16 protein-coding genes are annotated in these 20,243 nt (G+C 71.7%); 8 read left to right on the forward strand and 8 right to left on the reverse strand.

Annotated elements, in window-relative coordinates:
- Window positions 1-8 precede the first annotated feature (8 nt).
- Window positions 9-461 (reverse strand): ATP-binding protein, encoded by a 453-nt coding sequence (locus tag ABT015_RS08695; RefSeq protein WP_350877948.1) that lies wholly within the window; start codon window positions 459-461, stop codon window positions 9-11.
- Between the two features lie 244 nt (window positions 462-705).
- Here ABT015_RS08695 and ABT015_RS08700 point away from each other — a divergent pair, with 244 nt between their 5' ends.
- The 3 genes from ABT015_RS08700 (at window position 706) to ABT015_RS08710 (ending at window position 3,157) form a co-directional block, all read left to right on the forward strand.
- Window positions 706-1,968 carry a helix-turn-helix domain-containing protein gene (locus ABT015_RS08700; protein ID WP_350877949.1) on the forward strand — a complete coding sequence of 421 codons (1,263 nt, stop codon included), beginning with the start codon at window positions 706-708 and terminating at the stop codon, window positions 1,966-1,968.
- Window positions 1,965-2,492, forward strand: coding sequence for an N-acetyltransferase (locus tag ABT015_RS08705; RefSeq protein WP_350877950.1), 528 nt, complete (start codon window positions 1,965-1,967; stop codon window positions 2,490-2,492). Before ABT015_RS08700 ends, ABT015_RS08705 begins: the two co-directional genes overlap by 4 nt.
- Window positions 2,493-2,668: 176 nt before the next feature.
- Window positions 2,669-3,157 carry an SAM-dependent methyltransferase gene (locus ABT015_RS08710; protein WP_350877951.1) on the forward strand — a complete coding sequence of 163 codons (489 nt, stop codon included), beginning with the start codon at window positions 2,669-2,671 and terminating at the stop codon, window positions 3,155-3,157.
- Between the two features lie 166 nt (window positions 3,158-3,323).
- On the opposite strand, the gene ABT015_RS08715 is transcribed toward ABT015_RS08710, so the two are convergent.
- Window positions 3,324-6,176: a DEAD/DEAH box helicase gene (locus ABT015_RS08715; protein ID WP_350878048.1), complete on the reverse strand. Its 2,853-nt coding sequence runs from the start codon at window positions 6,174-6,176 to the stop codon at window positions 3,324-3,326.
- A gap of 355 nt (window positions 6,177-6,531) precedes the next feature.
- On the opposite strand from ABT015_RS08715, the gene ABT015_RS08720 reads away from it, so the two are divergent.
- A complete protein-coding gene (locus ABT015_RS08720) occupies window positions 6,532-6,906 on the forward strand; it encodes a hypothetical protein (protein ID WP_350877952.1) in 375 nt (124 codons plus the stop codon).
- 29 nt (window positions 6,907-6,935) lie between these two features.
- Window positions 6,936-7,343, forward strand: a complete 408-nt coding sequence (locus ABT015_RS08725; protein WP_350877953.1) for an ArsR/SmtB family transcription factor — start codon at window positions 6,936-6,938, stop codon at window positions 7,341-7,343.
- A gap of 56 nt (window positions 7,344-7,399) precedes the next feature.
- Here the strand turns inward: ABT015_RS08725 and ABT015_RS08730 are convergent, their stop codons facing one another.
- Window positions 7,400-8,572: an aminotransferase class V-fold PLP-dependent enzyme gene (locus ABT015_RS08730; protein WP_350877954.1), complete on the reverse strand. Its 1,173-nt coding sequence runs from the start codon at window positions 8,570-8,572 to the stop codon at window positions 7,400-7,402.
- Between the two features lie 82 nt (window positions 8,573-8,654).
- Between ABT015_RS08730 and ABT015_RS08735 the strand changes: the two genes are divergently transcribed.
- The 3 genes from ABT015_RS08735 (at window position 8,655) to soxR (ending at window position 14,022) form a co-directional block, all read left to right on the forward strand.
- A complete protein-coding gene (locus tag ABT015_RS08735; RefSeq protein ID WP_350877955.1) occupies window positions 8,655-10,745 on the forward strand; it encodes a S9 family peptidase in 2,091 nt (696 codons plus the stop codon).
- A gap of 184 nt (window positions 10,746-10,929) precedes the next feature.
- Window positions 10,930-13,302: an immune inhibitor A domain-containing protein gene (locus ABT015_RS08740; protein WP_350877956.1), complete on the forward strand. Its 2,373-nt coding sequence runs from the start codon at window positions 10,930-10,932 to the stop codon at window positions 13,300-13,302.
- A gap of 237 nt (window positions 13,303-13,539) precedes the next feature.
- A complete protein-coding gene (gene soxR / locus ABT015_RS08745; RefSeq protein ID WP_350877957.1) occupies window positions 13,540-14,022 on the forward strand; it encodes a redox-sensitive transcriptional activator SoxR in 483 nt (160 codons plus the stop codon).
- Window positions 14,023-14,315: 293 nt separating this feature from the next.
- Here soxR and ABT015_RS08750 read toward each other — a convergent pair whose 3' ends face one another.
- From ABT015_RS08750 to ABT015_RS08770, 5 genes are read right to left on the reverse strand one after another with little or no spacing between them, the layout of a single operon-like run.
- Window positions 14,316-15,293 carry an ABC transporter ATP-binding protein gene (locus tag ABT015_RS08750; RefSeq protein WP_350877958.1) on the reverse strand — a complete coding sequence of 326 codons (978 nt, stop codon included), beginning with the start codon at window positions 15,291-15,293 and terminating at the stop codon, window positions 14,316-14,318.
- Window positions 15,290-16,288, reverse strand: coding sequence for an ABC transporter ATP-binding protein (locus ABT015_RS08755; RefSeq protein ID WP_350877959.1), 999 nt, complete (start codon window positions 16,286-16,288; stop codon window positions 15,290-15,292). Before ABT015_RS08755 ends, ABT015_RS08750 begins: the two co-directional genes overlap by 4 nt.
- Window positions 16,288-17,274, reverse strand: coding sequence for an ABC transporter permease (locus tag ABT015_RS08760; protein WP_350877960.1), 987 nt, complete (start codon window positions 17,272-17,274; stop codon window positions 16,288-16,290). Before ABT015_RS08760 ends, ABT015_RS08755 begins: the two co-directional genes overlap by 1 nt.
- A gap of 31 nt (window positions 17,275-17,305) precedes the next feature.
- The gene (locus ABT015_RS08765) at window positions 17,306-18,265 is read right to left on the reverse strand and encodes an ABC transporter permease (protein ID WP_350877961.1); all 960 of its coding nucleotides are present in this window, start codon (window positions 18,263-18,265) and stop codon (window positions 17,306-17,308) included.
- Between the two features lie 13 nt (window positions 18,266-18,278).
- A complete protein-coding gene (locus ABT015_RS08770; RefSeq protein ID WP_350877962.1) occupies window positions 18,279-20,030 on the reverse strand; it encodes an ABC transporter substrate-binding protein in 1,752 nt (583 codons plus the stop codon).
- Window positions 20,031-20,243 lie beyond the last annotated feature (213 nt).

Raw genomic sequence — 20,243 nt, forward strand, 5'->3', positions numbered from 1 at the left:
CCGGGTGCTCATGCCACAGCCCCCAGTTCGGCGTGGACGGTCTTGCCGTTCGGCAGTTGGTCAGCGCCCCAATGGCCGCCAGTGAGGTGGTGGATCAAAGCGATGCCCCGGCCGCCCTCGTCCTGCCCATCGGCCTTGACCATGACCGGCAGGACGCGGCAGCCGTCGGTGACACGGATCTGGACCGCCTGCTCGGTGAGCCGTTCGATCTCGACTCGCATCCGCAGTCGGCACCCGGTCTTGGCCGCATTGGTCGCCAGCTCCGAGACGATCACCTGGGCGTCCTCGACCAGGTGATCCAGACCCCGGACCGCCAGCTGCACGCGCACCAGCCGACGAGCGGCAGACACGGACTCGGCCCGGTAAGGCAGGTCCAGGCCGACCGACTCGGTACCGCTGGCGGCTGCGGTCACGGCGGCCGTCGGCTCGACTCCCGAAGGCATGCCGGCAGTGAAGGCCATGGCGGAACTCCTGGTTGGGGTGCGGTTGAAGGTTGGCCGGTGCCAGGCCCGGAACGCAGGACGGGCCTGGCACCAGACGCCGTCCCCGAGAGGAGGACGGCCTCGCGTAACCAGTGAACGACCGTCAGCTACCGGCTGGTGAGGCAAAGTACGAGTGCCTCTGGTCCGCGCCCAACCGGAAAACTTGACCGCCTCATTACCCGACCCCCTGCACAGCACGTCACGCCACAGCTACGTTGACCGCATGGTGGCCAACGTCGCACTCCGCCTCCGGATGGCCGAACGACGCATGACGAAGGCAGAGTTAGCCCGCGAAGTGAACGCCGAGGTCAAGATCCTCACAGGGAAGCTCGGCACGGTATCAGAGCGCACAGTCCACAACTGGCTGACTGGTTACACCCGTTGGCCGCCTGCGAAGATCCGCCTTGCGCTCACGGCAGTATTCGACTGCCCGCCCGGGGACCTGGGCTTCGTCCCCACAGGACGAACCCGAAGCAGCACAACGGAGGAAGACGTGAGGCGACGCGACTTCATAGCAGCCGCCGGGGGCACCGCCGTGGCCGCACTCACGGGCGCCACAGCCGGACCACGTCGGATCGGGATCAGCGACGTCCAACAGTTGCAGGCCCGCTTCGCCGAGGTCGTTGCCAGCGACCACCGCCATGGCGGTCGCATCAGCATCGAGACTCGGGCCGGCCAGCTGGCCGACGAAGCTCTCGACCTCCAGGAGCGCGGCACGGCCACCCAGCGGATCAGGGCTCAGCTGTACGCCAGCGCGGCCTCCTTCATGTCGAGCGCGATGTGGGCCGCCATCGACGGCCGCCGCTTCGACGCCGCTCTCCAGCACCATCAGAAGGCTGCCTCCCTGGCAGCCATGTCCGGTGACTTGTCCATCCAGTTCCGCATCTGGTCCCACGCCGGCAGCCTCTACCGCCATCTCGGCCGGCCCGGTGACTCGCTCGCGGCCAACGACGTTGCCCGCAACCTGCCCATTGCCCGGCGTGATCCGTTGTTCGCCTCCCTCGGACACGCCCGCCACGCGGCCATCCACGGCCTGACCGGAGACACCAATGCGGTGCGACGTTCCCTGGGGCACGCACAGGAGGCCCTTGACCGGGCCGACTCTGGCGCCTCCCGCCCGCTGTGGATAACAGCCTTCTACGACCAGGCCGAACTCGACTCCCTGGCCCTGGCTGCCTACCTCTCGGCCGGCAGTTGGGAGGAAGCGGAAGCTCACGCGCACCGCAGCATGGCTCTTCGCCGGGGTGCCATGCAGCGCTCCCACGCGATCACCACGGTTCGCCTTGCCCACGCCCAGCTCGGCCAGGGCGACCTCGAACCCGCCGTCGCCACCGCCATGTCGGTCCCGGCGGAGGTCTCCGCCCACCCCCGCGTCACCGGCATGCTGAACGCCTTCGGCACCAAACTGGGCGACCTGGCCGCTGACAGCAACCTGGCCCGCACCTGGGCCGAGTACGCACACAACACCAGGAGGACCACCGCGTGACGATCGAGCTCCGCCACCAAACCGACCTGACCGAGCAGGCCCGCCAGGACCTGCTGGACGTCTACGCCGACGTGCGGGCGCCCCTGCTGCACCTGGTCAACTACCGCGTCCAGACATTCGCCGAGCGCCTCGACCGGCACGCCACCGAACCCGGCTTCGAACTCGTCCTCGGCTACGACGGCGACGTCCCGATCGGTTACGCCTACGGCAACACCGCCGATGCCGGCGACCGGTACTGGAAGCGCATGGTCGAACCCCTGCCCGACAGCTTCACCGAAGCCCCCGTGCTGGTCATCAAGGAGATCGGCGTCCGCACCCCCTGGCGCGGCACCGGCACCGCCCGCCGCATCCACGACGAACTCCTCGCCCACCGCACCGAGGATCGCGTCACCCTGATGGTCAATCCGCTCGCCGGGGAGGGCAAGGTCCAGGCCCTGTACGAGTCCTGGGGCTACCAGGCCATCAACAGCCAGCAGCCCTCGCCTGACTCACCCCGGCTCACCGCCATGATCCGCCCACGCTGACAGTGTCCGAATCGGCGGGCCGAGACCAGTACCCTCTCGAACTCGGGAAAGCTGCCCTCGTTTTCATATGCGACGACTACCGCCTGGTGGAGCCTTCAGCGCTGATTGAAAACCCCTTGCACCAAGGTCCATCGATTGGTGGGATGCAGGGGCTTCAATGACGGGAGGGGAAGCACGTGGGTGAGGTCTTCAGCGTGGAAACGCTCGGGCATGTTGTGGGAGGCCGTACGGAACCGACCGACGACTACTGGGGAGGGACGCGTGCCATCATCCGGCTCGACGGTGACAGGTTTCCGCTCGACGCGACGAAGGGGCTGGAGGAGTTCTCCCACCTCGACGTGATCTTCCGGTTCCACAGGACCGACCCGACCGACCTGAACTTCGGCGCGCGTCGTCCCCGGGACAATCCGGACTGGCCCGAGGTCGGCGTGTTCGGCCACCGGAACATGCGACGCATCAACTGGCTCGGGACCTCCCGCTGCCGACTCGTCAAGGTCGACGGACTGGACCTTCATGTCGAGAACCTGGACGCCATCGACGGCACCCCGGTACTCGAAGTGAAGCCGTGGTTCGAGGAGTTCGGCCCACGTGGAGAGGTGCGCCAACCCGCGTGGACGACGGAGATGCTCCGTGACTACTTCGCCCCGGTGGACCCTGCTCAGTGAACATCTCGCCTGGGATCACCTCGCTTCTGCCCCTGCCGATGGCAGGGGCAGAAGCACCTTCATCCCGTCCTCCGGCCCGCGCCCGGTTCCCTGGGGCGCGGGCCTCAGAGGTTGGACAACGCCGCCGCTTCGGCTGAGCCCGCCCCCTCGATCATCAATGGCGAGCTCAGCCCACCGAGGAGTAGGCGATGATGCCGCGGCGCAGGCCGTCCACCGCCTTGCGGGCCGTCCGGCGCAGTTCGGCGTCCTCGCCGGCCGCGTCCTGGATCTGGCCGAGGACGTCGATCAGTTGCTTGGTCCAGCGGACGAAGTCGCCGGCCGGCATGTCGGCGTCGCGCAGCACCTGGTCCAGGCTGTGGCCGAGGGCCCAGCGGTGGGCGGCCCAGGCGAAGCCGAGGTCGGGCTCGCGCTGGCCGACGCCCTCGGCGGTGTTGATCCGGTGCTGCTCCTCCAGGGCGTCCAGGTGGCCCCAGATGCGGACCATCTGGCCGAGCGCCTCCTTGGCCGCGCCCTCCGGCACCCGGGGGGCGGTGGCGTCGTCGGACTGGCGCGCCTCGTAGACCAACGCCGAGGCGCAGGCGGCGAGTTCGGCGGCGTCCAGGCCGCTCCAGACGCCTTCGCGGATGCACTCGGAGGCGAGCAGGTCGAGTTCGCCGTAGAGCCGGCCGAGGCGCTTGCCGTCGTCGGTGACGGTGTCGCCGCTCAGGTAGCCGAGGTCGGTGAGCAGCCCGCAGACCCGGTCGAAGGTGCGGGCGATGGTGTGGGTGCGGGAGCGCATCCGGCGTTCCAGCACCTCGGTGTCGCGGTGCAGGCGGTGGTAGCGCTCGGCCCAGCGGGCGTGGTCCTCGCGCTCGTCGCAGCCGTGGCAGGGGTGCTGGCGCAGTTCGGTGCGCAGCCGGGTGATCTCCTGGTCGTCGGCGGCGGCCGCGCGGCCCCGGCGGAACCGCTCGGGTTCGAGGTGGCCGGCCTTGGTGCGCAGCGCGGAGGCGAGGTCCCGGCGGGACTGCGGGCTGCGCGGGTTGAAGGACTTGGGGATGCGCACCCGCTCGACGGCGGCGACCGGGTACGGGAAGTCGATCATGGCGAGCCGCTTGACCTGCCGCTCGGCGGTGAGCACCACCGGGCGGGGCCCGTCCTGGAAGTCGGGGTGGCGGCCGACCCGGCCGTTGCGGCTGACCGGCGGCAGGCCCGGGTCGAGGACGAGGGCGAGGCCGGCGAACTTGCCGGTGGGGACGTGGATGACGTCGCCCGGCTTGAGGTGCTCGATCGACTCGACGGCGGCCGCGCGGCGCTGGCTGCTGCCCTCGCGGGCGAGTTCGTTCTCGCGGTCCTTGAGCCGGCGACGCAGGTCCATGTACGCGTCGAAGTCGCCGAGGTGGCAGGTCATCGACTCGCGGTAGCCCTCCAGCCCCTCTTCGTTGCGCTGGACCTGGCGGGCGATGCCGACCACCGAGCGGTCGGCCTGGAACTGGGCGAAGGAGGTTTCCAGCAGTTCGCGCGAGCGGTGCCGGCCGAACTGGGAGACCAGGTTGACGGCCATGTTGTAGGACGGCCGGAACGAGGACTTGAGCGGGTAGGTGCGGGTGCCGGCCAGGCCGGCCAGCGCCTCCGGGTCGAGGCCGCGCTGCCAGAGCACCACGGCGTGGCCCTCGACGTCGATGCCTCGGCGCCCGGCCCGGCCGGTGAGCTGGGTGTACTCGCCGGGGGTGATGTCGGCGTGGGTCTCGCCGTTCCACTTGACCAGCTTCTCCATGACCACCGAGCGGGCGGGCATGTTGATGCCGAGCGCCAGGGTCTCGGTCGCGAAGACGGCCTTGACCAGGCCCTTCACGAACAGCTCCTCGACCACCTCCTTGAACCGCGGCAGCATCCCGGCGTGGTGGGCGGCGATGCCGCGCTCCAGCCCGTCCAGCCACTCGAAGTAGCCGAGGACGTGCAGGTCCTCGTCGGGGATGTCGGCGCAGCGCTCCTCGACGAAGGCCCGGACGAGGGCGCGGTCGGCGTCCTTGTTGAGCCGCAGGCCGGAGCTGAGGCACTGCTGGACGGCGGCCTCGCAGCCGGCCCGGCTGAAGATGAAGGTGATCGCGGGCAGCAGCCCCTCGGCGTCGAGCCGGTCGATGACGTCCACCCGGCCCGGCGTCCAGACCCGGCCGGGGCGCCCGTTGGGCATGCTGCGGCCCCGGCCGCGGCCGAACCGGTCGCGCGGGTTGCGGTCCAGCTCGGAGCGGGCGAGCCGGACCAGCTCGGGGTTGACGGCCTTGCCGGGGTTGCGCGGGCCGTCCTTGGGGCGGCCGTCCCGGTCGGGGTTGGCGAACAGGTCGTACATCCGGTTGCCAGCCATCACGTGCTGCCACAGCGGCACGGGCCTGGTCTCGGAGACGATCACCCGGGTGCCGCCGCGCACGGTGTCCAGCCAGTCGCCGAACTCCTCGGCGTTGGAGACGGTCGCGGAGAGCGAGACGAGGGTGACCGACTCGGGGAGGTGGATGATGACCTCCTCCCAGACGGCGCCGCGGAAGCGGTCGGCGAGGTAGTGCACCTCGTCCATGACGACGTAGCCGAGGCCGTCGAGGGTGCTGGAGCCCGCGTAGAGCATGTTGCGCAGCACCTCGGTGGTCATGACCACCACGGGGGCGTCGCCGTTGACGGTGTTGTCGCCGGTGAGCAGGCCGACCTTGGCGGCGCCGTAGCGCTTGACCAGGTCGCCGTACTTCTGGTTGGACAGCGCCTTGATGGGCGTGGTGTAGAAGCACTTGCGGCCGCCCAGGAGGGCCAGGTGCACGGCGAACTCGCCGACGATGGTCTTGCCCGAGCCGGTGGGCGCGGCGACCAGGACGCCCGAGCCGGCCTCCAGCGCCTCGCAGGCCTCCAGCTGGAAGTCGTCCAGCGGGAAGTCGTACAGCTGCTGGAAGCCGTGGAGCGCGGTCGCCTGCTCCTTGGCCCGACGGCGGCTGGCCGCGTACGCCTCGGCGGGGCTGAGCTCCTGGTCGTCGTGGGGCTGGGGCTCAGGGGTGTTCATCGCCGTCCGGGTGTGGTTGGTGTGATCTCGCATCTCAGCGAGAGGTTACCCGGCGGCACTGACATCGATAGCACCGTTTTTCCGTGCGACTTTCCGTGCGGCTTCCCCACGGCTTCCCTACGGCTTTCGCTGCGGCTTCCGTGCAGCGTCCGTGGGGCTTCCGCACGGCGGGATCGGCCGCGGGATCATTCCGGGATCGCTTCCCTCTCACATCCATAGTTGCAAACATCTTCAAGTGATCGGAGTCCGACCAGCTTCGGACGTCTCCGGTCATTCCCGGTGGACCGCCGCCGGTCTCCCTACCGTCGTTGGCACGGCGGAGCGACCGCCACCAACTCACGGGAGGACACCGACGATGGCGAACCTGGAGACGTCCCTCAAAGAGGCCATGGGGATCGACGGCGCGATCGGCGTGGCCCTGGTCGACTACGGCAGCGGCATGGCGCTCGGCAGCCTCGGCGACGGCGGCGAACTGGACCTCAACGTCGCGGCCGCCGGGAACACCGACGTGGTCCGCGCCAAGATGCGGGCGATGGAGATGCTCAACCTGCACGACAACGAGATCGAGGACATCCTGATCAGCCTCACCAACCAGTACCACATGGTCCGACCGATCACGACGCCCACCGGACGCGGCCTCTTCCTCTTCCTGGCGCTCAACCGCGGCCGCTCCAACCTCGCGATGGCCCGCCACCAGCTCAAGCGGATCGAACTCTCGCTGGAGATCTGAACGGACCGACACCAGGGAAGGGGGGACTCGTGGCGGTAGCGCTCTACCAGGCCAAGGCCGAGTTCTTCCGGATGCTCGGCCATCCCGTCCGGATCCGGGTGCTGGAACTGCTCCAGGCCGGACCGACGCCCGTCCGCGGGCTGCTCGCCGAGCTGGAGGTCGAACCCTCCAGCCTCTCCCAGCAGCTCGCGGTGCTGCGCCGGTCCGGCATCGTCACCGCCACCCGGGAGGGCAGCACGGTGGTGTACGCGCTGGCCGGCGGCGACGTCGCCGACCTGCTGCGGGCGGCCCGGCGGATCCTCACCGGGCTGCTCGCCGACCAGAACCTGCTGCTCGCCGAGCTGCGGGCCAGCTCCGAGCGGGCCGGATCCGAACGAACCGACGCCGAACGGGCCGGCTCCGACCGAACCGGCTCCGAGCGGGCCGGCCCGGAGTAGCCGCGTGCGGACCGGCCCGGACCAACCGCGCGCGCAGGCCTGCCCCCGCGCGCCGGTCAGCCCTTCAGCAGGCCGGCCAGCCCGTCCGCCAGCCGCTCGTACTCCCGCGGCCGGTTGTACAGCTGCGCGCTGACCCGCAGCACCCCGCCGCCGGCCCACGGGCGGATCGCGATCCGGGTGCCGAGCCGCTGCCACACCTCGTCCCGCAGCGGTCTCACGTCCTGCTCCGCCTCGACGCACCCGGCCGGCAGCCGGACGGAGCGCATCCAGACCCCGGGCGTCGCGGGCAGCGGCGACAGGCCGGCCCGCTCGGCGAGCACCCGCTGGCCGTACCCGGCGAGCGCGGCGTTGTGCGCGGCCACCGCCTCGGGGCCGAGTTCGCGCAGCAGCTCGAACCCGGCCGGGGCGGCCAGCCAGCCCGTGTAGTCGCAGGTGCCGCGCCATTCGACGTTCCACGGGAAGCCCCGGTCGTGCTCCCAGGAGAAGGTGAGCGGGCGCACCCGGTCCACCCACTCCGGGCGGACGGCGAGCACGCCGGTGCCGCGCGGGGCGAAGGCCCACTTGTGCAGGTTGCCGAACCAGAAGTCGGCGTTCGGGTCGACGGGGGCGGGCAGCATGCCGGGGGCGTGGGCGCCGTCCACGACGGTGGTCACGCCGCGTTCGCGCAGGTCGGCGAGCAGGCCCGGGCCGGCGATCAGGCGGGCGGTGGGCGAGGTGATCTGGTCGAGCACCGCGACGGTGACGCGCTCGTCGACGGCGGCGAGCACCGCCTCCCGGACGGCCTGCTCGTCGGGGGTGTCCACCGGCAGTTCGACCTCGACCACCTCGGCGCCGGTCTCGGCGGCCCGGCGCTCGGCGGCCCGGGTGACCACGCCGTAGCCGTGGTCGGTGACCAGGATCCGGTCGCCGGGCGCGAACGGGATGGTGTCGAGGGCGATCGCGACCGCCTCGGTGACGTTGGAGACCAGGGCGAGCCGGTCCGGGTCGACGGCCAGGTCGGCGGCGATCCTGGTGCGCGCCGCGCCGACCCGGGCCGGCAGGTCGGCGAAGAAGCCGTCCGGGTCCAGCTCGTGTTCGGCGCGCAGCCGCTGCTGCGCCCGCTGCACGGGGACGGGCACCGCGCCGAACGAACCGTGGTTCAGGTGCGCCGCGTCCGGTGAGACGCCGAACAGCCCGTCGGCCGCGGGCAGCGGTGCCGGGGGGTCGGCGGTCCACAGGTCCTCGATCACGGCATCCTCCGCATTGTGATGTGTGACATTTCACATGACAGGGTACTGGTCGGGTGGCGCGCCCCGAGACGACGATCGGGCCGTGACCATCACCGACCCCTTCCTGTCGCTCAGCGCCCGCACCGGCCGGTTCACCTTCGGTGCGCCGCGCGCGTTCACCCTCGCCGAGGACGGTACCCGGCTGCTGCTGCTCCGCTCGACCGGTTCCGAGGATCCGGTCGACCGCCTCCACCTGCTCGACACCGCCACCGGCGAGGAACGACTCGTCGCCGACCCGGCCGTCCTCGCCCCCGGGCGCACCGGCCGCCGCGACGACCTGCCCGCCGTCGAACGACGGCTGCGCGAACGCACCCGCCTGGCCGCCGCCGGCATCGGCACGTACGCGGCCACCGCCGACCTCGCGACCGCCGTCCTCGTCCTCGACGGCCGGCTGTTCCTGATCGACACCGCCACCGGTGCCGGCACCGAACTGCCCGTCGCCGGGCCCGCGTTCGACCCCCGGCCGGACGGCGCCGGCGAACGCGTCGCCTACGTCGCCGACGACGCCCTGTACGTCACCCCCGACCTCGAACCGCTCTCCCCCGCCGACGGCGCCCGCTGGGGCGTCGCCGAGTTCGCCGCCGCCGAGGAGCTCGGCCGCTCCCGCGGCCACTGGTGGCGCCCCGACGGCGGCGCGCTGCTGGCCGCCCGGGTGGACGAATCCGCCCTCCCCCGGCGCTACTTCGCCGACCCCGCCCACCCCGGCGAGCCCGCCGAGGACTTCGCCTACCCGCAGGCCGGCGGCCCCAACGCGGACGTCCAGCTCTGGGTGCTCGGCCTCGACCGCAGCCGGGTACGGCTCCGCTGGGACGCCGCCGCGTTCCCGTACCTCTGCGCCGCCACCTGGGCCTGCGACCAGGAGCTGCTGCTCACCGTCGCCGACCGGCTCCAGCAGCACGTCCTGCTGCTGACCGCCGACCCGGCCACCGGCGAGACCCGCGAACTCTCCCGCACCACCGACGAGTTCTGGGTCGACGACCTGCCCGGCACCCCCGCCCGGCTGACCGACGGCCGGCTGCTCACCGCCCACGACACCCCGCAGGCCCGCGGCCTCGCCCTGGACGGCAAGCCGCTGGACACCACCGGGCTCCAGATCCGCCGGGTGGTCGGCCACCTGGACGGCCGGCTGCTCTGCGAGACCGGCCAGGGCGACCCGGCCGACCAGTACGTCCACCTGGTCGACCCGGACGGCGGCGCACCCGAACCCGTCAGCACCGGCCCCGGCGCGCACTCCGCACTCGCCGCCGGCCGCACCCTGCTGCTCACCACCGCCGACGCCGACGGCATCCGGCGCCGCCTGCTGCGCGACGGCTCGCTCGACGCCTCGCCCGACGGCCCCGCGCTGCCGCTCGCCGACCTGAGCGCCGCCCTGCCCTACCAGGTGCGGCCCCGGCTCGCCCGGGTCACCGAACTCGCCCTGCCCACCGCCGTGGTGTACCCGCGCGACCACGCCCCCGGCCGCCGGCTGCCGGTACTGCTGGACGTCTACGGCGGGCCCGGCTTCCAGGCCGTGGCGGCCGAGCCACGCCGCTGGCAGCTCCGCCAGTGGTGGGCCGACCAGGGCTTCGCCGTCGTCACCACCGACAACCGCGGCACCCCGTTCGTCTCGCCCGAGTTCACCCGGGCGATCTTCCGCCGCTTCTCCCAGGTGGCGCTGGACGACCAGGTGGACGCGCTGCGGGCGCTCGCCGGGCAGCACCCTGACCTCGACCTCGGCCGGGTCGGCGTGCGCGGCTGGTCCTACGGCGGGTACTTCGCGGCGCTCGCCGTGCTGCGACGCCCGGACGTCTTCCACGCCGCCTGCGCGGGCGCCCCGCCCACCGACTTCCGGCACTACGACACCGCGTACACCGAGCGCTACCTCGCGCTGCCGCAGGACAACCCGGAGGGCTACGCCGACGACTGCCTGGTCACCGACGCGCCCGGGCTGACCCGGCCGCTGCTGCTGATCCACGGGCTGGCCGACGACAACGTCCACCCCTCGCACACCCTGCTGCTCTCCGAGGCGCTCACCAAGGCCGGCCGCCCGCACAGCGTGCTGCCGCTGCCGGGCGTCACCCACATGACCCCGGGCGGGGTGAACGAGCAGGTCACCCAGGCCGAACTCGCCTTCCTGCGGGCGTCCTTGGGCTGAGTCTCCGAATTCCGGACAAGGGCGTCGCACCGGTGGTGCGGCGCCCTTCGCCTTGCCTCCGCCTCTTCCACGTGACCCGTGACATGTGAAATATTACCTGCGCTTCACCGAACGATTACTCCCACCCGGACCACCCGGACCACCCGGAAGCCCGAGACCCCATCCCCCGGAAAGGACCGGTCAGTTGCGCAGACTGTCCGCCGCACTCGCGGCCGCGCTCACCACGAGCGCGATAGCCGCCGCCCTGCTGGGCACCCCCGCCCAGGCCGCTCCCCCCGCCGCCACGACCGCCCCCGCCACGATCGCCGCCGCCCCGGCGGAGCAGGGCGCCGAAGCCCCGCCCGCGCCGCTCGCCCCCCAGGAGCGCGAGCGCCAGGCCCTCCGCACCAAGGCCCTGGAACAGCTCAACCAGGGCGCCGTCGCCAAGACCGCCGGCAAGCGGGCCCCCGCCAAGGTGAAGGTCGGCAACGACTACGTCCAACTGGCGCACCAGCGCACCGACAAGGTCTTCGTGATCCTCGCCCAGTTCGGCGACGAGGTCGACAACACCACCCAGTACAACGGCCAGCCCCGCTACGGCGGCACCCCCGGCCCGCGCCACGACCAGATCCCCAAGCCGGGCAAGGGCGACAACCACACGCTGTGGGAGCCGGACTTCGGCCGCGACTACTACCAGAAGATGTTCTTCGACGACACGCCCGGCGCCGTGTCGATGCGCAACTACTACCGCACCCAGTCCTCCGGCCGCTACGACGTCCAGGGCACCGTCAGCGACTGGGTCACCGTCCCGTACAACGAGGCCCGCTACGGCAGCAACAAGGGCCCGCAGGGCTCCGGCGCCTGGACCCAGGGGCAGGAGTTCATCCGGGACGCCGTCAAGGCCTGGTACGACGGCGAGATCGCCAAGGGCCGCAGCGTGGCCGACATCAAGGCACAGCTCGCCCAGTACGACGTCTACGACCGCTACGACCACACCAGGACCGGCGAGTTCAACCAGCCCGACGGCTACCTCGACAACGTCATCGTGGTGCACGCCGGCGTCGACGAGACCTGGGGCGGCGGCGCCCAGGGGGCCGACGCGCTGTGGGCGCACCGCAGTTGGACATTCCCCGACGCGACCGGCCAAACCGGACCGGAGGGCAACAAGATCGGCGGCGCGCCGGTCGGCGACACCGGCCTCTACGTCTACGACTACGTCCAGGCCGGCGAGAACAGCGGCGTCGGCCTGTTCGCCCACGAGTACGGCCACAACCTCGGCCTGCCCGACCTGTACAGCACCAACGGCGGCGACAACAGCGTCAACTTCTGGTCGCTGATGTCCTCCGGCTCCTACCTAGGCAAGGGGCCGAACACCACCGGCGGCTACCCCGGCGACCTCGACGCCTGGAGCAAGCTCCAGTTCGGCTGGCTCGACTACGACGAGGCGCAGGCCGCCACCCGGTCCAGCCACGCCCTCGGGGTGAGCGGCTACAACACCGACCAGGCCCAGGCACTGCTCGTCCACCTGCCGGACAGCACCACCAGCACCGACCTCGCCGACCCGTACGAAGGCGCCAGGCAGTGGTGGAGCGACACCGGCGACAACCTCGACAACTCCCTCAGCCGGGACGTCGACCTGCGCACCGCCACCGGCCCGGCCGCCCTGGACGCCGCCGCCTGGTACGACACCGAGCAGGACTACGACTTCCTCACCGTCGAGGCCTCCACCGACCAGGGCAAGCACTGGACGGCCCTGGGCGGCACCGTCGACGGCGCGCCGATCGGCAACACCAGCGCCAACACCCCAGGCCTGAGCGGAAGTTCGGGCACCTACCGGAAGCTGCACATCCCGCTGGACGGCTACCTCGGCCAGCAGGTCCGGCTGCGCTTCCACGCCACCTCGGACGGCAACACCCACGGCCGGGGCGTGCTCGTCGACGCCGTCAAGATCAGCGCCGGCACCGCCGAGCTCTTCGCCGACGGCGCCGAGAACGGCGCCAACGGCTGGACCGCCACCGGCTTCACCGTCATCACCGGCCGCACCGCCGTCAAGCAGCACCCGCGCGCCTATCTCGCCGAGAACCGCCGCTACACCGGCTACGGCGCGTTCCTGAAGACCGGCCCGTACAACTTCGGGTACAGCGGCGTCGCGGGCAAGGCCGACATCGTCGACACCTACCCGTACCAGGAGGGCGTCCTGCTCTGGCTGTGGGACACCGCGTACGGCGACAACAACACCAAGGACCACCCCGGCGGCGGCCTGATCCTGCCGATCGACGCCCACCCGGCCGCGGTCCGCTTCGCCGACGGCACCCTGGTCAACGGGCGGGCGCAGACCTACGACGCGCCGTTCTCGCTCAAGCCGACCACGGCGTTCACCCTGCACAAGGGCGGCGTCGCGGTGCGGATCCCGTCCGAACCGGCCGTCCCGGTCTTCAACGACCACACCGGCACGTACACCGACCCGGCCCTCCCGCAGCTCGCGGTGAAGGTCCCGGACACCAACACCAGGATCGAGGTCGTCCGGGAGTCCCAGGGCGGGCGGATCACCACCGTCCGGGTCGGCCCGGCCTCGTAGGAACCCACAACGAAGGCCCCGGGCCCCCCGACGAAAGGGGCCCGGGGCCGGCTCGTGGGTCTCGCCGTACCCGGAGAACGGTTCACGCCGACCTCCGACGAGGCCGTTCGACGCCGAATCGAGCGGTAACTGTCCTGCTCGGCAGGGGCAGTAACGCTCTGCGCGGCGAATGGTACGGCCACGTCCGGTACGCTAGATCTTCAACAGGACTTGAAGTCAAGGAGTCGAGGAGCAGGCATGGACACCGCACCGGTCGACCTGCTGAGCGTCGGCGAGGTGGCCCGGCGGGCCGGGATCGCCACCTCGGCGGTGCGCTTCTACGAGGACCAGGGGCTGATCTCCTCCGAGCGGTCGCCGGGCAACCAGCGCCGCTACCGGCGGCACGTGCTGCGCCGGATCTCGCTCATCCTGGTCGCCAAACGGCTCGGCATCCCGCTCTCCGAGGTGGCCGAGGTGTTCACCGGGCTCCCCGAGGACCGGATGCCGGGCAAGCACGACTGGGACCGCATCTCGCGGCGCTGGGCCGAACAACTGCGCGCCCGTCGAGCCGAGTTGGAGCGACTGGAGGAGGAACTGACCGGCTGCATCGGCTGCGGCTGCGTGTCGCTGCGCCGCTGCCGGGTGCTCAACCCCGGGGACGAACTGGCCGCCGAGGGGCCCGGCCCGCGCCGGCTGCTGCCGGGCACGGCTGGCGAGGCGGGCGGGCCGTCCGGATCGTGAAGACGGCCGGCCCACGAGAACGGCCGGCCCACAAGAACGATCGGTCCGTGCGAACGGCCGGACCGTGAACACGGTGGAACCCGGCCGGACGCGGCCCTCGTGAGGTTCCCCGCCGCGCCCGACCGGGCGTCTGCGGCGAGGGATCGCGTCCCTCGCCCGTTGGGTGCCGTACCGCCCGGCGTGGGGGCAACTGGGCGGTACGGCGGCTCTGTGTGCCCGGCCTCAGCCGGACTCGGTCGGCCCCGGAGGCCTCCGGGAACCGGACTCGGTCGGCCCCCGAAGGCCTCCGGGAATCAGGCCTCCGGGAAGTGGCAGGCCGCCTCCCGGCCGCCCGGCCCGGCGATCCGCAGCAGCGGGCGGTCCGTGCGGCAGACCTCCTGCGCCTTGGGGCAGCGCGGGTGGAAGGAGCAGCCGGACGGCGGGTTCGCCGGGCTCGGCGGGTCGCCGAGCAGCACGATCCGCTCCCGCGCGCGCTCCGCCGCCGGGTCGGGCAGCGGGACGGCGGACAGCAGCGCCCTGGTGTACGGGTGCGCCGGGCTGCCGTACACCTCGGCCTTGTCACCGATCTCGACGATCCGCCCGAGGTACATCACCGCCACCCGGTCGCAGACCCGCTTGACCACCGAGAGGTCGTGCGCGATGAACACGTACGCCAGGCCGAGCTCCTGCTGGAGCCGCTCCATCAGGTTGACCACCTGGGCCTGGATGGAGACGTCGAGCGCGGAGACCGGCTCGTCGGCGATGACCAGCTTCGGCGAGGTGGCGAGCGAGCGGGCGATGCCGATGCGCTGCGCCTGGCCGCCGGAGAACTCGTGCGGGTAGCGGTCGATCTGCTCGGGGATCAGCCCGACCAGTTCCATCAGCTCGCCCGCCCGCCTGCGCGCGTCGGCCGCGCCCGACCCCTGGAGCAGCAGCGGCTCGGAGATGATCCGGGCCACCGTCTGCCGGGGGTTGAGCGAGGAGTACGGGTCCTGGAAGACCATCTGCAGGTGCCGCCGGTGCGGTCGCAGCCGGGCCTGGGAGAGCCCGCCGATCTCGGTGCCGTCGAAGGTGACGGTGCCCGAGGTCGGGTCGAGCAGCCGGACGATCATCCGCCCGGTGGTGGACTTGCCGCAGCCGGACTCGCCGACCAGGCCGAGCGTCTCGCCCTTGCCGACGTCGAAGCTGACGCCGTCGACGGCCCGGACCGGGGCGCCGGGGCGGCCGGTGCGGCTTCGCCGGCCGGGGAAGGTCTTCACCAAGTCCCGTACGGACAGCAGGGTTTCGGTCATGACCGGACTCCTTCCGGCACCAGTGGCAGGTGGCAGGCGGCCTGGTGGCCGGGGGCGAGCGGGCCGAGCTCGGGACGTTCGGCCAGGCAGCGGGCGTGTTCCTCGGCGGTGGCGGCGCCGGTGCGGGCGCAGCGCGGGGCGAAGGAGCAGCCGGGGGCGGGGGTGATCAGCGACGGCGGGCTGCCGGGGATGGCCCGCAGCGGGGCGTCGTCGGTGTCGTCCAGGCGCGGCAGCGAGTCCAGCAGGCCGCGGGTGTACGGGTGCCCGGGGGTGGCGAACAGCCGTTCCACCGGGGCCTGTTCGGCGGCCCGGCCGCCGTACATGACCAGCACCTCGTGGGCGACCCGGGCGACCACGCCGAGGTCGTGGGTGATCATGACGACGCCGAGGCCGCGCTCCTGCTGGATGCGGGCGATCAGTTCGAGGATCTGCGCCTGGACGGTGACGTCGAGGGCCGTGGTGGGCTCGTCGGCGATCAGCAGCTCGGGCTCGCAGGCGAGGGCCATGGCGATCATGACGCGCTGGCGCATGCCGCCGGAGAACTGGTGCGGGTACTCGTCGACCCGCCGGGCCGGCTCCGGGATGCCGACCTCGGCCAGCATCTCGACCGCCCGCGCGCGGCCCGCCCTGCGGTTGGCCTTGAAGTGCACCCGGTAGTGCTCGGCGATCTGCTCGCCGACGGTGTAGAAGGGGTGCAGGCTGGACAGCGGGTCCTGGAAGATCATCGCGATCCGGCGGCCCCGGACGGTACCCAACTCCCGTTCGCCGAGCCCGTTGAGCTCCGTCCCGTTGAGCCGGATCGAGCCGGTGACGGCGGCACCGCGGTGCAGGCCCATGACGGCGAGCGAGGTGACGGACTTGCCGCTGCCGGACTCGCCGACCAGGCCGAGGGTCCGCCCGGCCTCGACGGCGAAGGAGATGCCGTCCACCGCCCGGACGACGCCCCGGGGTGTGTCGAAGGAGACCCTGAGGTCGTCGACCTCCAACAGAGTCATCAGTACCTCACTCTCGGGTCGACGAACGCGTAGAGCAGGTCGACCAGCAGGTTCGCGGCGACGATGAAGGAGGCCGCGAGCAGGGTGACGCCGAGGATGACGGGCTGGTCGGAGCGGACCAGCGCGTCGTAGAACAGCCGCCCGACGCCGGGCAGGCCGAAGATGGACTCGGTGATGACGGCGCCGGCCAGCAGGCCGCCGAGGTCCATGCCGAAGATGGTGAGGATCGGCGTCATCCCGGAGCGCAGCCCGTGCTTGACGGCGACGGTGCCGGGCGGCAGGCCCTTGGCCCGGGCGGTGCGGATGTACGGCTCGGCCATCGCCTCGATCATCGAGTTGCGGCTCTGCCGGGCGTACATGGCCGCGTACAGCAGGGCCAGGGCGATCCACGGCAGCAGCAGGTTGGAGGCCCAGGCGAACGGATCGTCGGTGAACGCGTGGTACGCCGGGTACGGCAGCAGGCCGGCCGTCCGGACGACGCCCCAGATCAGCATGATCGAGGTGAAGTAGACCGGCAGCGACGCGGCGCCGACCGACGCCACCATGAGCGTCCGGTCGGTGAGCCCGCCCTTGCGCAGCGCCGAGGTGACGCCGGCGCCCAGGCCGAGGACCAGCCAGAGCACGGCCGCGCCGATGGCGAGCGAGACGGAGACGGGCAGGCGGTCGGTGAGCAGGTCCCAGACCGGCAGCGAGTACTCGTAGGAGTAGCCGAGGCAGGGGAAGCCGCAGTGGGTGGCGCTGGCGCCGCTGCCGTAGTCGCGCCCGGCGAAGATGCCGGTGAGGTAGGTGGCGAACTGCTCCCAGACCGGCTTGTCCAGGCCCATCGCCGTCTTGACCTCGGCGACCCGTTCGGGGCTGCAGGTCTTGCCGCAGGCGGCCACCGCCGGGTCGGAGGGCAGCAGGTAGAAGATGGTGAAGGTGATCGCGCAGACGGCCAGCAGGATGCCGGCCGCGGCGAGCAGGCGGCGTCCGAGGTAGAGGATCACGGCCGGCCTCCTCGGGGGTCGGGGGAGAGGGTCACGACCGGCCTCCCCGGGGGTCGAGGATGTCGCGCAGCGCGTCGCCGAGCAGGGTGAAGGCGAGCACGGCGAGGAACAGGAAGACCGTCGGGATCAGGAAGTACGTCGGGTCGGTCTCGTAGTGGACGATGCTCTCGGCGATCATCTGGCCCCAGGACGGGGTCGGCGGGCGCACTCCCACGCCGAGGTAGCTGAGCGCGGCCTCGGTGGCGATCATGCCGGGGACGAGCAGCGTGGTGTAGGCGATGATCGGGCCGGAGACGTTCGGCAGGATCTCCCGGGTGAGGATCCGCCAGGAGCGGGCGCCGCCGACCTTGGCCGCGTCGACGTACTCGCGGTGCTTGAGCGAGAGGGTCTGGCCGCGGACCACGCGGGCGATGCCGGGCCAGCCGAACAGGCCGATCACCAGGGTCATCAGCAGGATCCGGTTGACGTCCTTGGCCACCGACATCATCGAGATCATGAAGATCAGGGACGGGAAGGACATGGTGAGGTCCATCAGCCGGGAGAGCACGGCGTCGGTGCGTCCGCCGAAGTAGCCGGCGGCGATGCCGGTCAGTGTGCCGACGACCACGACCAGCACGGTGGCGGTGAACGCGATCAGCAGCGAGGTCTGGCCGCCGTGCAGGACCCGGGCGAACAGGTCGCGTCCGGTCGCGGGTTCGACGCCCAGCCAGTGCCGGGTGCCGATCCCGCCGAAGTCGCCGATCGGCAGGCCGCCGAGGTAGGGGTCGATCGCGCGTTTGTCGAACTCGTCGGGGGTCCAGCCGCCGAGCGCGCTCAGCGGTCCGGCCAGGGCGGCCAGCAGGACCAGGAGGGCGACCGTGACCAGGCCGAAGCGGGCCGAGCCCCTGGCCCACAGCTGGTCCCAGACCAGCCGCCACGGCCCGCGGCCGGCGGCCTTCGCGGGGCCCGCCGCCGCGACCTGCGCGGCGGCGGGCTCAGTGCGTGTGCTCATCGTGGACGGCCCCTCAGCCCTTGCTCTTCGAGGGGTCCTTGAGGCCGATGGTGGCGAAGTCCCACTGGCCGGTCCAGACCGGGTGGCCGAAGGCCCCGGCCACGTTGGTGCCGGCCAGCAGCGGGCGGCGCAGCCAGAGCAGCGGCACGGTGGGCGCCTTCTTCAGCAGGTCGTCGCTGAGCTGCATCCAGGCCTTGTTGGCCTCGGTGATGTCGCTCATCGCGTTGATCTGGTCGATCCGGTCCGAGGTGGCCTGGTCGCGGAACTGCTCGACGTTGCCCTGGTTGCCCTTCTCCTTGATGGTGCGGCCGTCGAAGACCTGGGGCAGGAAGGTGGCACCCGACGGGTAGTCCGGGCACCAGCCGAGGATGGCGAGGTCGGGCGCGTTCTTGGTGTCGCCGATGGTGTCGTAGTAGACCGACGGGTCGGCGGTGGTGATGGTGACCTGGATGCCGACCTTGGCCAGCGACTGCTGGAGGGCCTCGGCCCGGGTCTTGTCACCGGAGGAGACGGTCAGCGAGACCTTGAGGTCGGTCTTGCCGGCGTCCTTGAGCAGCTGCTTGGCCTTCTCCGGGTCGCCGGTCGGGGCGATCTTCAGGGTGTCCTGCTTGGTGCCGCCGGTCAGCGCGGGCGGCAGGTAGGAGGTGGCCACGTCGGCCGTCGCCGGGCCGCCGAACGCCGTGACCTGGGCGTCCCGGTCCACCGCGTACATCAGGGCCTCGCGCACCTTGGGGTCGTCGAACGGCGCCTTGGAGGTGTTGGGGTAGAGCATGTCGGTGCAGCCCTGCTGCTCGGCGATCAGCCGGCTCTTCACGTCCGGCTTCGGCAGCACCTTGGAGATCGACTCCGGGCGCAGCGTCGCCCACTCGATCGTGGAGGCGTCCTCGCCCTCGCTCGCGATGATCCGGTCGTCGATCTGACCGGCCTTGAGCCCCTCGACGACGACGATCTTGTCCGGGTAGGCCTTGCGGACGGGGTCGGTGGACTGGTCCCAGTTGGTGTTGCGGACCAGCGTCAGCTGCTTGCCGCGGTCGTAGGTCTCGATCTTGTACGGGCCGGAGGAGAACGGGCGCAGGTCGTACTGGGTGCCCTTGTCCTGGGCTTGCGGCACCGGGGAGAAGGTCGGCAGCGTCGCGGTGGAGGAGAACTCGGCGACCGGGCGCTTCAGGTGGAAGACGACGGTCTTCTCGTCCGGGGTCTCGATGCCGGCCAGGTGCTCGCCGTTCAACGGGCCCTTGTAGTTCTCGCCGCCGGCCAGGTACTGCTGGGCGTAGTCGGGGCCGCCGGTGAGGTCCGGGGCGAAGGAGCGCTCGACGTTGTACTTGACGTCGGCGGACTTGATCGGCGTCCCGTCCTCGTACTTGAGGCCGTCCTTGAGGGTGAAGGTCCAGGTCTTCCCGCCGTCGGAGGAGCGGCCGAGGTCGGTGGCGAGGTCGGGGACGAGCTCGCTGCCGGCGGCGCCCGGCTCGGCCTTGAAGGTGACCAGGGTGCGGTAGAGCAGCCGGATGCCGAAGTCCATGTTCGGCATGGTCCAGTTGCGGGCCGGGTCGAGGTGGGCGAAGTCCTGGTTGGACAGGACGGTGAGGGTGCCGCCCTTGACCGGGGTGCCACCGACGATCGACCCGGACTCCGCCCCGGGGCCCTTGGTGCTGCCCGCCGCCGCGTCGGCGCCGCTGTCGCTCTTGTCGTTCTTGCAGGCCCCGAGGCCGAGGGTGAGGGTCGCCGCGAGGGCCGCCGCGAGGGCGGCGTGGGTGCGCCTGGTCATGTGCAACTCCGCTGTGGGGGGCCTGCCGTGAAGCCCGTGGTCCGCCCCGGGAGGTGATCCGGGGACCCGACCGGGAGGCGACCTTCGAGATCTGGCCGCTCCGCGGTGTGACCCGTAACATAGTAATGTGAAATTGCACTGCACAAGAGGTGACGCCCCCCGTTACCGAGCTGTGTCCGGGCCACACCACCCCCGCACCTCCTAGGAGTTCAC

It is taken from the genome of Kitasatospora sp. NPDC094016 (assembly GCF_040304045.1).
Classification (GTDB): Bacteria; Actinomycetota; Actinomycetes; order Streptomycetales; family Streptomycetaceae; genus Kitasatospora.